13 protein-coding genes are annotated in these 11,998 nt (G+C 55.1%); 6 read left to right on the top strand and 7 right to left on the bottom strand.

Features of this window, described 5'->3' with window-relative positions; translation table 11 throughout:
- Window positions 1-74 precede the first annotated feature (74 nt).
- Together ALO80_RS28650 and dcd are read right to left on the bottom strand one after the other, a co-directional pair.
- Window positions 75-293: a hypothetical protein gene (locus tag ALO80_RS28650; RefSeq protein ID WP_055011422.1), complete on the bottom strand. Its 219-nt coding sequence runs from the start codon at window positions 291-293 to the stop codon at window positions 75-77.
- A gap of 112 nt (window positions 294-405) precedes the next feature.
- Entirely contained in the window at window positions 406-972 is a 567-nt protein-coding gene (gene dcd, locus ALO80_RS28655; protein WP_002554836.1) for a dCTP deaminase, read from the bottom strand.
- 319 nt (window positions 973-1,291) lie between these two features.
- Here dcd and ALO80_RS28660 point away from each other — a divergent pair, with 319 nt between their 5' ends.
- The gene (locus ALO80_RS28660) at window positions 1,292-1,501 is read left to right on the top strand and encodes a cold-shock protein (protein WP_002554837.1); all 210 of its coding nucleotides are present in this window, start codon (window positions 1,292-1,294) and stop codon (window positions 1,499-1,501) included.
- A 151-nt stretch (window positions 1,502-1,652) separates the two neighbouring features.
- On the opposite strand, the gene apbC is transcribed toward ALO80_RS28660, so the two are convergent.
- Window positions 1,653-2,747, bottom strand: coding sequence for an iron-sulfur cluster carrier protein ApbC (apbC, locus tag ALO80_RS28665; protein ID WP_055011423.1), 1,095 nt, complete (start codon window positions 2,745-2,747; stop codon window positions 1,653-1,655).
- Between the two features lie 184 nt (window positions 2,748-2,931).
- Between apbC and metG the strand changes: the two genes are divergently transcribed.
- From metG to ALO80_RS28685, 4 genes are all read left to right on the top strand, one after another.
- Window positions 2,932-4,977, top strand: a complete 2,046-nt coding sequence (gene metG / locus ALO80_RS28670) for a methionine--tRNA ligase (protein WP_055006393.1) — start codon at window positions 2,932-2,934, stop codon at window positions 4,975-4,977.
- 127 nt (window positions 4,978-5,104) lie between these two features.
- Window positions 5,105-5,968, top strand: coding sequence for an electron transport complex subunit RsxB (rsxB, locus tag ALO80_RS28675; RefSeq protein ID WP_055011424.1), 864 nt, complete (start codon window positions 5,105-5,107; stop codon window positions 5,966-5,968).
- Window positions 5,965-6,603 (top strand): endonuclease III, encoded by a 639-nt coding sequence (gene nth, locus ALO80_RS28680; protein ID WP_054987209.1) that lies wholly within the window; start codon window positions 5,965-5,967, stop codon window positions 6,601-6,603. Before rsxB ends, nth begins: the two co-directional genes overlap by 4 nt.
- A 106-nt stretch (window positions 6,604-6,709) precedes the next feature.
- On the top strand, window positions 6,710-6,892 hold the full coding sequence (locus ALO80_RS28685; RefSeq protein ID WP_055011425.1) for a PA3496 family putative envelope integrity protein: 183 nt from the start codon (window positions 6,710-6,712) through the stop codon (window positions 6,890-6,892).
- A gap of 157 nt (window positions 6,893-7,049) precedes the next feature.
- Here the strand turns inward: ALO80_RS28685 and ALO80_RS28690 are convergent, their stop codons facing one another.
- Window positions 7,050-7,676, bottom strand: coding sequence for a response regulator transcription factor (locus ALO80_RS28690; protein ID WP_054987207.1), 627 nt, complete (start codon window positions 7,674-7,676; stop codon window positions 7,050-7,052).
- Between the two features lie 283 nt (window positions 7,677-7,959).
- Window positions 7,960-8,130, bottom strand: coding sequence for a hypothetical protein (locus ALO80_RS31345; protein WP_159420684.1), 171 nt, complete (start codon window positions 8,128-8,130; stop codon window positions 7,960-7,962).
- Window positions 8,131-8,919: 789 nt separating this feature from the next.
- Here ALO80_RS31345 and ALO80_RS28695 point away from each other — a divergent pair.
- The gene (locus ALO80_RS28695) at window positions 8,920-9,444 is read left to right on the top strand and encodes a hypothetical protein (protein WP_162491705.1); all 525 of its coding nucleotides are present in this window, start codon (window positions 8,920-8,922) and stop codon (window positions 9,442-9,444) included.
- A gap of 573 nt (window positions 9,445-10,017) precedes the next feature.
- On the opposite strand, the gene ALO80_RS28700 is transcribed toward ALO80_RS28695, so the two are convergent.
- Window positions 10,018-11,235 carry an argininosuccinate synthase gene (locus tag ALO80_RS28700; RefSeq protein WP_003363593.1) on the bottom strand — a complete coding sequence of 406 codons (1,218 nt, stop codon included), beginning with the start codon at window positions 11,233-11,235 and terminating at the stop codon, window positions 10,018-10,020.
- Between the two features lie 120 nt (window positions 11,236-11,355).
- Window positions 11,356-11,998: MotY family protein (locus tag ALO80_RS28705; protein WP_055011427.1), on the bottom strand; the 643-nt coding region annotated here is incomplete at its 5' end.

Consider the following 11,998-nt stretch of genomic DNA (forward strand, 5'->3'; position numbering starts at 1 on the left):
CCGCACACCGTCAGGTCGTGAGATCCAGGCATGAACACGCCCGCTTCCTCTGAACGGAAGCAGGCGTTGACAAGTCAGGCAACAGGGGCAGGTGGTGGCTCGTCCGGTACGGTCGGAATGCCGGGCTCGATAGGCGGCTCAGGTGCGTCAGGTGATGGCTGACCCGGAATCCCGCCGCCGACCATATTCAATTCGGGAAGCAGATCCGAATGGGCCATCAATGACCAGGCCAGCAACCCGATCTCGTTAAGCGGAGATTGAACCTGTTCAGAGATTTTGAAAGTAGTCTTCATAGGGCACTCCAGATCAAAGGCCATCGCAGGTAATGATTATGCGAAAGCATGTGAGCAGATAGAGTGCAAAATAGAGTATTAATTCAATTCCACTAATCACCTGACCTGCAAGTCAGGTGCGCGGCAGGGTGACGCCACGCTGGCCCTGGTATTTGCCGCCTCGATCCTTGTAGGACACTTCACATTCCTCGTCGGACTCAAGGAACAGCATCTGTGCCACGCCTTCATTGGCGTAGATCTTGGCTGGCAATGTCGTGGTGTTGGAAAACTCCAGCGTCACATGGCCTTCCCACTCCGGCTCAAGCGGCGTGACGTTGACGATGATGCCACAGCGCGCGTAGGTGCTTTTGCCCAGGCAGATGGTCAGCACGTTACGCGGAATTCGGAAATATTCGACGGTGCGCGCCAGTGCGAACGAGTTGGGAGGGATGATGCACACGTCGCTCTTGATATCGACAAAGCTTTTTTCATCAAAGTTTTTCGGGTCGACCGTGGCCGAATTGATGTTGGTGAACACCTTGAATTCGTCGGCGCAACGCACGTCGTAGCCGTAGCTGGATACGCCGAAGGAGATTACCCGGTCAGCACCTTCACCACGTACCTGGCGCTCGACGAAGGGCTCGATCATCCCGTGTTCCTGCGCCATGCGGCGAATCCACTTGTCCGATTTGATGCTCATGGCGGTGTCCTGAATAGCGAGGTAAAAAAGATAACCGGCATCTTACCGGGCCGGGGCCGACGGTTCAAAGGCAACCGATAGCGAGTTTGCGTGACGGGCAATGCTCTTTCGCTGCGAATGGAAATAATCATCAACAGACCATTGGCACGTTCGGAAAAAAGGGTTAAGGTGGCGTCACTGTGTTGCTTGTGTCACTGAGAATCTCTACACGATGTTGAATTTCGATCCAACCATCTCCATGAATTTTCCAGCTCTTTGCACTCAGTCTCGGCCAGGGCTCTTCCTACGCCGCAGTTAACTTTGTCCAAGGAGATATACTATGTCCAATCGCCAAACTGGTACCGTTAAGTGGTTCAACGATGAAAAAGGCTTCGGCTTCATCACTCCACAATCCGGTGACGACCTGTTCGTGCACTTCAAAGCTATCCAATCCGACGGCTTCAAAAGCCTGAAAGAAGGCCAACAGGTTTCTTTCATCGCTACCCGCGGTCAGAAAGGCATGCAAGCTGAAGAAGTTCAAGTTATCTAACTTGTACTGATTCGCTTAAAAACCCCGCCCTCAAAAGCGGGGTTTTTTTATCGCCTGTGTTTTGATCACATCCTGCTGAGCGTTCACTACGCATCACGCCAGCGAGAGGGAAGCCGCCCGTCCGTCTCCCCTCGATATGATGGCTATACCGTCAGTCGTCACTTACAGAAATGGTCGGCATCGCCGGGCTTGCAGCTTCCTGCAAGACAATTCGCGCGCCAACGTGCCTTGCCAGCTCCTGATACACCATCGCAATCTGACTTTCCGGCTCGGCAATCGCCGTAGGCTTGCCGCCATCTGCCTGTTCGCGAATCAGCATCGACAACGGCAACGAAGCCAGCAGTTCGACATCGTACTGCGATGCCAGCTTTTCGCCGCCGCCTTCACCGAACAGATGCTCGGCATGACCGCAGTTGGAACAGATATGCACTGCCATGTTTTCCACGACGCCCAGCACCGGAATGTTGACCTTGCGGAACATCTCGACACCTTTCTTCGCATCCAGCAGCGCCAGATCCTGAGGCGTAGTGACAATGACAGCACCTGCAACCGGAACCTTCTGTGCCAGCGTCAACTGGATATCGCCCGTGCCAGGCGGCATGTCGATAACCAGATAGTCCAGATCGTTCCAGGCAGTCTGAGTGACCAGTTGCAGCAGCGCCCCCGACACCATCGGCCCGCGCCAGACCATCGGCGTGTTGTCGTCGGTCAGAAAGGCCATCGACATCACGTCGATACCGTGAGCCTCGATCGGCACAAACCACTTCTGATCCTTGATCTTCGGCCGTGTGCCTTCGGCAATACCGAACATCACGCCCTGACTCGGCCCATAAATATCCGCATCGAGAATGCCGACCCGTGCGCCTTCGCGAGACAACGCCAATGCCAGATTGGCCGCAGTGGTGGATTTGCCGACACCGCCCTTGCCCGACGCCACAGCCACGATGTTTTTCACATTGGCGAGGCCGGGAATCTGGCTCTGAGCCTTGTGCGCGCCGATCACGCTTTTAACGGCAACCGTGGCCGAACTGACCCCGTCGAGATTCTCGATGGCAATTTTAAGCACCTGCGCCCAGCCGTTCCTGAACAGGTCGGCGGCGTAGCCCAATTCGAGTTGCACGCTGACCTGCGCGCCCTGAATATCGATGGACCCGACGCAACCGGCAGTGACCGGATCCTGATTCAGGTAGGGGTCGGTGTACTGGCGAAGAATCGTCTCCACCGCTGCGCGATTGACTGCGCTCATGGGCTTACTCCGTAAAAGACTGACTGGAACAGCCGACTATCGTACCTGTTCTGCCAGCAGCCGGCATGATTTCACTGAGCAATGCCCGACTGCTCAAGAGTATTCCCACAACCGCACGGGTGAAAAAAATTGTGCAGACCTTTATAGTGGCCGGTCTCCGTTTCACTTCAAGTAGCCGAGCCCCATGTCCGAGCCACGCAAGATTCTCGTTACCAGCGCCCTGCCCTATGCCAATGGTTCCATTCACCTTGGCCACATGCTCGAGTACATCCAGACCGACATGTGGGTGCGCTTTCAGAAGCACCGCGGCAATCAATGCATCTATGTCTGCGCGGACGACGCTCACGGCTCGGCAATCATGCTGCGCGCTGAAAAGGAAGGGATTACGCCAGAGCAACTGATCGCCAACGTCAAGGCCGAGCACAGCGCCGACTTTACCGATTTTCTGGTCGACTTCGACAACTTCCACTCGACGCACTCGGACGAAAACCGTGAGCTGTCGAGCATGATCTACACGCGCCTGCGCGATGCAGGTCATATCGCGACGCGTTCGGTCACCCAGTATTTCGACCCGGAAAAGAATATGTTTCTGGCCGACCGCTTCATCAAGGGCACCTGCCCGAAATGTGCGGCCGAGGACCAGTACGGCGACAACTGTGAAAAGTGTGGCGCAACCTACGCCCCGACAGACCTGAAAGACCCCAAATCGGCGATTTCGGGTGCCACTCCGGTCCTCAAGGATTCGAAGCACTTCTTCTTCGATCTGCCCGCGTTCGACGCAATGCTCAAGAGCTGGACGCGCAGCGGTACGTTGCAGGACGCCGTCGCCAACAAGATCGCCGAATGGCTGGACAGCGGCCTTCAGCAGTGGGACATCTCCCGCGATGCGCCGTACTTCGGCTTTGAAATCCCCGACGAACCGGGCAAATACTTCTACGTATGGCTGGATGCACCGATCGGCTACATGGCCAGCTTCAAGAACCTGTGCGCGCGCCGTCCGGATCTGGACTTCGATGCGTACTGGGAGAAGGGAGCGACCACAGAGCTCTATCACTTTATCGGCAAGGATATCGTCAACTTCCATGCCCTGTTCTGGCCCGCCATGCTGGAAGGCGCAGCATTGCGTACGCCGACCGCTATCAATGTGCACGGCTACCTGACCGTCAACGGCCAGAAGATGTCGAAATCGCGCGGTACCTTCATCAAGGCGCGCACCTACCTGGATCACCTGCCGCCCGAGTACCTGCGCTATTACTATGCGTCCAAGCTGGGTCGTGGCGTTGACGATCTGGACCTGAACCTTGAAGACTTCGTACAAAAGGTCAATTCCGATCTGATCGGCAAGGTAGTGAACATTGCCAGCCGTTGTGCGGGGTTCATTCACAAGGGCAACGCTGGCGTGATGGTGGACACCAACGCCGCGCCCGAGCTGACCGATGCGTTTCTGGCTGCAGCACCGAGCATTGCCGACGCCTACGAAGCCCGAGACTTCGCCCGCGCCATGCGCGAGACAATGGCGCTGGCAGATCGCGCCAATGCCTACATTGCGGAAAAGGCACCCTGGGCGCTGGCCAAACAGGAAGGCAAACAGGATGAAGTCCAGGCAGTCTGTGCGCTGGGTATCAACCTGTTCCGCCAACTGGTCATTTTCCTCAAACCGGTATTGCCGAACCTGGCTGCCGACGCAGAGAAATTCCTCAACGTCGCGCCCTTGACCTGGGAAGACCACAAGACCTTGCTGGCCAATCATCAGCTCAATCCGTTCTCGGCCCTGATGACCCGGATCGATCCGTTGAAGGTAGAGGCCATGGCCACTGCGTCCAAGGAAGACCTGACCGCTACCGAGACAGCAGACACCGCACCTGCCGGTAATGGCGAGCTGGCCAAAGACCCGCTGTCGGCGGAAATCGACTTTGATACGTTTGCCGCAGTAGACCTGCGCGTCGCGCTGATCCTCAAGGCCGAGCATGTGGAAGGTGCCGACAAGCTGCTGCGCCTGACCCTGGACATCGGCGACGAGCAGCGCAACGTATTTTCCGGCATCAAGAGCGCCTATCCGAACCCGTCCGAGCTCGAGGGCCGTCTGACCATGATGATCGCCAACCTCAAACCACGAAAAATGCGCTTCGGCATTTCTGAAGGCATGGTGATGGCGGCAGGTCCTGGCGGCGAAGAGATCTATCTGCTCAGCCCGGACGCTGGCGCCAAGCCAGGCCAACGCATCAAGTAACCCGCGAAAGGCCCGGTATCCTGTCATCAGGCGGATACCGGGCCTTCTCATTCGCAAGCTCCCCTGATCTGTCCGATAATGCAGCGCTCTCGATAGACAGAATACCTGTTGGTCAACTGGCAAGATCATGACTGAATTGATTCGCCTGCTTCCCGGCGTGGACCTGATCCGCAGTATCGACGCCCTCCTGCCGCAAACTCAATGTGGCAAGTGCGGCCACTCCGGCTGCAAGCCCTACGCAGAGGGCATTGCTGGCGGTGAAGCCATCAACAAATGCCCACCGGGCGGCGACGAAACAATAGCCAGGTTGGCCGAACTGCTTTCTGTTCCGGTTCTGACGCTTGATATCGACCGCGGTGCAGCGCCTGCGCAAGTGGCTTTCATTCGCGAAGCAGAGTGCATTGGCTGCACCAAATGCATTCAGGCCTGCCCTGTGGATGCCATTATCGGCGCCGCGAAGCTGATGCACACCGTCATTGTCGATGAATGCACAGGCTGCGATCTGTGCGTTGCGCCGTGTCCGGTGGACTGCATTGAAATGCATCCTCTGCCATTGGCGACTGCTGTACCCATCGTAGGTGGCCTGGCACCCACGCCTGAACTGCAAAAAGCTCGTCTGCGCAAGCGCACTCATGCCAGGCTGCGTTTTGAAGCGCGCAATGCACGCCTGCACCGCGAACAACAGACGCGCCTGGCCGAGCGTCTCGCGCGGTCGCAACGCGTCGAATCCGGCCGCGAGTCTGCGCCTGAATCTTTCGGGAAAGACAAGCCTGCCGCGCCAGACGCGGCCCTGAAAAAAGCCCGTATTGCTGTGGCCATGAGCCGCGCGCAGCTTAACAAGTCGCTCAAGGCGTTCGGTCACCCTCCGATTGCGGAACAGGCCGCCAGACTTGTGGAATTGCAGCACGAATACGAGGCAGCCGAACAGGCACTCGCAGCGCTTGTGACAACGCCCGTAAAGACTCATTCCGAGGAAAAGTTCTGCCCATGAATGCCGCAAAACGTCAGGAAATCTTTCGCAGGCTGCATGAGGACAATCCGGACCCCAAAACCGAACTGGCCTATACAACGCCTTTTGAGCTGTTGATAGCGGTCATCCTCTCCGCTCAGGCCACTGATGTGAGCGTCAACAAGGCTACGGCAAGGCTGTACCCGGTTGCCAATACGCCACAGGCCATATACGACCTGGGCGTCGAAGGCCTGTCGGAATACATCAAGACAATCGGTCTTTATAACAGCAAAGCCAAAAACGTGATCGAGACCTGCCGGTTGCTGGTGGAATTACATAACGGCGAGGTACCAGAGACCCGGGAAGCACTCGAAGCCTTGCCAGGTGTGGGACGCAAGACTGCCAACGTTGTGCTCAATACAGCTTTTCGCCAGATCGCGATGGCCGTAGACACCCATATCTTCCGCGTCAGCAACCGTACCGGCATCGCGCCAGGAAAAAATGTGGTGGAAGTTGAAAAACAATTGATGAAGTTCGTGCCGAAAAACTATCTGCTCGACGCCCATCACTGGTTGATCCTGCACGGGCGCTACGTTTGCCAGGCACGCAAGCCGCGATGCGGCAGTTGCCGTATAGAAGACCTGTGCGATTACAAGGAAAAAACGTCCGACGATTGAGCCGGACAGGGAGTTGCCACGCTGTCGATTGAAAAAATCTTTTTTACCCGCTTGTGGATTGTCGATATAAGAAGCGCCAGAGAGCCCAAGCCCTGGAGTCGACTTCATGAGCACTGACAACGAGCAACTGGACGTGGACGATGACCTTGTCTCCGTCGAACCGGATGAGACCGAACCAGCGGCCATCGAGCCGGCAAAGACCAATCTGAGCAAACGACGCACCATCGACAATCTGCTTGAAGAGCGACGCCTGCAAAAGCAGCTGGCCGACTACGACTTCGACTTCTAGACAGACACAACGCCTCAACCGGCATCCCTCTGCCTATCGCATCGTTCAGATAGTTGAAGCCTCTCGCATAAGAGGCTTCAGTACATGAAATGACTGCTGGAGGCCCGCCCGACACAAATGCACATCACGCACCTGCTCTTTCAAATCCGCCTGTTATTCAGACAAGTCCGTTACGCTGGGCAAGCTCAATCAGATCAACCAGCGAGTGCGCGTTGAGCTTGAGCAGCAAACGCGTTTTATAGGTACTGACGGTCTTGTTGCTGAGAAACATACCGTCTGCTATTTCCTTGTTGGTCTTGCCTCTGGCAAGTTGTTGCAGAACCATCATCTCCCTGCCGGACAGTCGGTCAACCATGTCCGACTCGCTTGCGTTGCCCATGCTGGACCTGACGGTGTGCAGCGCCTGATTGGGAAAGTAGCTGTACCCTGACAATACCGCCTTGATAGCACTGAGCAGCTCGGTCAGGTCCTGCTGCTTGCACACATATCCGGCGGCCCCCGCTTGCATGCAGCGCATGGAAAAATGCCCCGGTGCCTGAGAAGTCAGAATCAGAACCTTGAACGGCAATGTCATGGCTGACAGACGGGCAATGACCTCCAGCCCGTCGAGCTTGGGGATACCAATATCAAGGATGACGATATCAGGGAGGTGCTCACGAGCCAGTTGCAACGCATCCACACCGTTGTCAGTCTCCGCAACGACCTCATAACCATGACGTTGCATCAGCATGCGTACAGCAAGGCGAATGACGGGATGATCATCCACGATCAGCACTTTATTCATGGGCAGTCCATTTTTCGCTATTCGAATTTTCAGAGCCAGCACAATAACTTAGTCGTTTACTGCTTTGCATGGCGCTTACCCTTGTGGATCGGCAGCCAAAGACCACTCCTACAATTACAGCAGAAACTTCCTACAAAACTCGGCACGAACGTAAATTTTTTATTAATTCTCATAGAGCCTTCCTTTTCGGAAACTGATGTTTTTCGTTGCTGGCAGCTGTAGCACACGCATCAAAGCGCTAGTCGGTAAATGCATGCAACAAGGCTCCGCCGAACTTTTACGCTCAAAAAAACCTTCCCGCAGGTGCTGAAGTATTGCCGAACCACTTCCGCACCGGTGTCACACGACGCCCCGAAACATGGCTCATAGCCAGCAAATCAAACGGAAATCCATTGTCTGAATCATTTGAAGGCAGGCCGCTACCTGTAATCACGGAAAAAAGCAGCACTGCCATAAATTTTCGTTGCTTTTCGCCTTTATGCTCACACATCGACATGCAGCGCAGAAAGGCATCACACCCTTTATACGAGGCGTTACAGCTCCGCTTCCCGCCCGATGCATTAACGAATGCCAGTGAATAAAAACCACACATTACATACGTACACAGGGATTAAAAATTACACATAGAAAACAGAATTTCGTACAAATATTTATTTAAGGAAAATCCTTACTCATACTAAAGAAAAATCCTACAACCAAGAGCTACCACTTCAACACGCGACTTCGTTATGGGCTGCCATCGACACACCTTCAAACATCAATCCCTCACCCCTCATCTGTCGCAAAATCTTACACACACCATAGCATAACCCTACATCATTCAAGACCATAAAGGCTCTCTCGACAAGTAGCAAATACCATTTTTTATTTCAAATCCAGACACAAGCAATCAAACAGGAAACGTACTACAGGATTCAGGGAAGTAATATAAAAACATGTAAGACTTTATAAAAATCGCAAAACCAATTCCTGCGACCTTCCATTTTTCACTTGCAAATCTTATTACCAGTCGTTACTTTTTTAACAACAACTTCATGACTTACTGCACATTAAAGATGTGCAGTCTTATGAAACCCTATCAATACGTAATGCGCCTGTGCGCTGTACCAGGCGCTTACCGGACTCCGTGTATCACGCGCAGCGAATGAGTTCGGGCACCGCGATCATCACACAAACTCTTTGAGTGCCTGGCAACTCTTTTGAATGGACCCTGTGTATAACCATGTTCAAAAAGGGACACATAATGAACACTAAACACGCGCGCACGCGTTCATCGACACCCACCGCCTCTGAGTTGATCACTGCTGTGGAAACGTTTGTTGCCAAAGGCGGTGTTATTGCAGTAATACCCGATGGCAAGACAGCCGGAGCATCCCAGCCTCTCTCTACTGAGACTGTGCCCGCCATGGAACCCGGGCTTGAATACGCCGGGAAGGTAGAACAGCTGAAGTACCTGGCCGCCAAGGGTGCAGGGTTCACAGCACTGCAGTACTCATTGCGCATGAATAAAAAAGACGTTCGCCAACTGGCTACGGAGAACGGAGTGAGGGTCAATTTCAGCCAGCCCGTGCTCACCACCAAGAGAGAGAACCGTTATGACTGCACAGATGTCGACGACGTGGTTGCAGGTCACGCCATGCATTATTCGGCGCTGGGCTATACCGTAGCCGAGATTGCCCAGGTACTCGACCTGAGCATTAGCCAGGTATGGAACATCGGCAAGGCCTATCGATTCGAGTTCAGGCAGCATCGGGAGGATACACGCTGAAACACTGCCTTGGCGACGGTGCAAGAGCAACTCAGCTGACCCGGGAGCACCTGATCCCCTCTTTTAACTTACGGACGCTGTAGGAAAAAAACCAAAACAGCGACAGGCTTCTTACATAGGCTCGTACTGGGCAAGGGGAACACGCTGTCGGAAAACGGCAAGTACATGATTGCACTCACTGAGCGACGTCTCTCTTATATAGCCCACCGAGGAAAATACGCTGTCGATATCAAAGAGCACGACACCCACTGAAGCGCGATGAGCCTCCTACAGGATCGACTCGAACACTTGAGAAGGGTGAGCAACTTGCCAGGCAACGTTAACTTGAAAAGAGGCTGAAGACATTGATGTAACGCGACTGCCTCACGGTAGAAGACAACCTGAAGAGCGCGGACCCGGTCTTGATGCCTTTGGGTTCAGGTGCGCCAGAGAACAAGACGCCCTCAAGGCAGCTCCAGATGGGAAAAGCGCGTTATTGAGCGCAGACGCTGTTGTGCTTGAAACGCATAACGGCGTCTCAGGCATTTGAAGTGCAGCCCGGCAAAGGCTGCACTTCTCGAACACCCGGCGGGATCAGAACAGCTTGCGGCCTTTGTTCGCAGCAATACGCATGCGCAGTGCGTTGAGCTTGATAAAGCCAGCCGCATCGGCCTGATCATAGGCACCTGCGTCATCTTCGAAGGTGGCGATATTGGCATCGAACAGCGAGTCATCCGATTTGCGGCCGGTGACGATCACATTGCCCTTGTACAACTTCAGACGTACAACGCCGTTCACATGAACCTGGGACGCGTCGATCATCTGCTGCAGCATCAGACGCTCAGGGCTCCACCAGTAACCGGTGTAGATCAAGCTAGCGTATTTGGCCATGAGTTCGTCCTTGAGGTGGGCGACTTCACGGTCCAGAGTGATCGATTCGATAGCGCGGTGAGCACGCAGCATGATGGTGCCACCCGGGGTCTCGTAGCAGCCACGGGACTTCATGCCCACATAACGGTTTTCGACGATATCCAGACGTCCGATACCGTTTTCGCCGCCGATACGGTTCAGCGTCGCCAGCACAGTGGCTGGCGTCATTTCGACGCCGTCCAGCGCAACGATGTCACCGTTGCGATAGGTCAGTTCAAGATAAGTCGCAACGTTTGGCGCGTCCTCCGGGGACTTGGTCCAGCGCCACATGTCTTCCTCATGCTCGGTCCAGGTGTCTTCCAGCACGCCGCCTTCATAGGAGATGTGCAACAGGTTGGCATCCATCGAGTACGGGGATTTCTTCTTGCCGTGACGCTCGATCGGAATGTTGTGCTTCTCGGCGTAATCCATCAGCTTTTCACGCGACAGCAAGTCCCATTCACGCCATGGCGCAATGACCTTGACGCCTGGCTTGAGCGCGTAGGCACCCAGCTCGAAACGCACCTGATCATTGCCCTTGCCGGTTGCGCCATGAGAAATGGCGTCAGCGCCGGTTTCGTTGGCGATCTCGATCAGACGCTTGGCGATCAATGGGCGAGCGATGGAAGTACCCAACAGGTACTCGCCTTCATAGACGGTGTTGGCACGGAACATCGGGAACACGAAATCACGCACGAACTCTTCGCGCAGGTCATCGATGTAGATTTCTTTCACGCCCATGGCCTGAGCCTTGGCGCGTGCCGGCTCGACTTCTTCACCCTGACCCAGGTCAGCGGTAAAGGTCACCACTTCGCAGTTGTACGTATCTTGCAGCCACTTGAGGATTACCGAAGTATCCAGGCCACCGGAATACGCGAGAACTACCTTGTTTACGTCCGCCATGCCATCACTCCACCGGGTTGTACGGAAAACCGCTGATTCTACCGTTCAAACCAGTAAATTTACAGGGGCGCGACAGCTTGTGACGACGAGGCGACGTTTAACCGGAGCCGTGTGCGGATCTCAGGATGTATGCGCTGCGCTGGCCGAAGAGGCTACCGGCACCGGACGTTCATCGGGCGCGACACGCTCCAGATGTACATTCACACGGCGATTGCGTGCACGATTGGCTTCATTGGTGTTGGGCACCAGCGGGTAGCGTTCACCATGAAAGCGCAGGGTGATTTGCTGCTCGGGTACGCCCTGAGCCTTGAGATAATCCATGACCGCCAGCGCACGGCGGCGGGACAGGTCACGGTTGGTAAGACGATTGCCGCTGTTGTCAGAGTGGCCGTCCAGCTCGATACGGTTCACGGTCGGGTCGGCCTTCAAGTAGGCCACCATGTTGTCCAGACGCGCTTTGGCACGGGCATCCAGTTCGATCCCGCCACCGGGAAACCCTACTTCGGCCTGTTTGATCTGATCGAAGTTCATTGGCAACAGCTTGGCCGTACACGCCTGGTAATCGCTGAACGCCTTGCTGAACTTGACTGGCAGCAAGCGCACTTCCATCTGACCGCCGTCACGGGTGTAGTGGCGAATGAGCGGGCTGCGTCCGTCCATCAGGCCACTGATCAGACGACCTGCCTGAGCCTGGGAGGTATTCAAGGGTATGTCGCCATTGCTGACGCGCACCGATCCTAGGTTGATATCACCGCGCCCTGGC

Origin of the sequence: Pseudomonas caricapapayae (assembly GCF_001400735.1) — a bacterium.
In the GTDB taxonomy this organism is placed as follows: Bacteria; Pseudomonadota; Gammaproteobacteria; order Pseudomonadales; family Pseudomonadaceae; genus Aquipseudomonas; species Aquipseudomonas caricapapayae.

Excerpts from the sequence above, each read along its gene's own strand:
- ALO80_RS28650 (WP_055011422.1), bottom strand. The coding sequence starts at position 293 with ATGAAGACTACTTTCAAAATCTCTGAACAGGTTCAATCTCCGCTTAAC.
- dcd (WP_002554836.1), bottom strand. The coding sequence starts at position 972 with ATGAGCATCAAATCGGACAAGTGGATTCGCCGCATGGCGCAGGAACAC.
- ALO80_RS28660 (WP_002554837.1), top strand. The coding sequence starts at position 1,292 with ATGTCCAATCGCCAAACTGGTACCGTTAAGTGGTTCAACGATGAAAAA.
- apbC (WP_055011423.1), bottom strand. The coding sequence starts at position 2,747 with ATGAGCGCAGTCAATCGCGCAGCGGTGGAGACGATTCTTCGCCAGTAC.
- metG (WP_055006393.1), top strand. The coding sequence starts at position 2,932 with ATGTCCGAGCCACGCAAGATTCTCGTTACCAGCGCCCTGCCCTATGCC.
- rsxB (WP_055011424.1), top strand. The coding sequence starts at position 5,105 with ATGACTGAATTGATTCGCCTGCTTCCCGGCGTGGACCTGATCCGCAGT.
- nth (WP_054987209.1), top strand. The coding sequence starts at position 5,965 with ATGAATGCCGCAAAACGTCAGGAAATCTTTCGCAGGCTGCATGAGGAC.
- ALO80_RS28685 (WP_055011425.1), top strand. The coding sequence starts at position 6,710 with ATGAGCACTGACAACGAGCAACTGGACGTGGACGATGACCTTGTCTCC.
- ALO80_RS28690 (WP_054987207.1), bottom strand. The coding sequence starts at position 7,676 with ATGAATAAAGTGCTGATCGTGGATGATCATCCCGTCATTCGCCTTGCT.
- ALO80_RS31345 (WP_159420684.1), bottom strand. The coding sequence starts at position 8,130 with ATGGCAGTGCTGCTTTTTTCCGTGATTACAGGTAGCGGCCTGCCTTCA.
- ALO80_RS28695 (WP_162491705.1), top strand. The coding sequence starts at position 8,920 with ATGAACACTAAACACGCGCGCACGCGTTCATCGACACCCACCGCCTCT.
- ALO80_RS28700 (WP_003363593.1), bottom strand. The coding sequence starts at position 11,235 with ATGGCGGACGTAAACAAGGTAGTTCTCGCGTATTCCGGTGGCCTGGAT.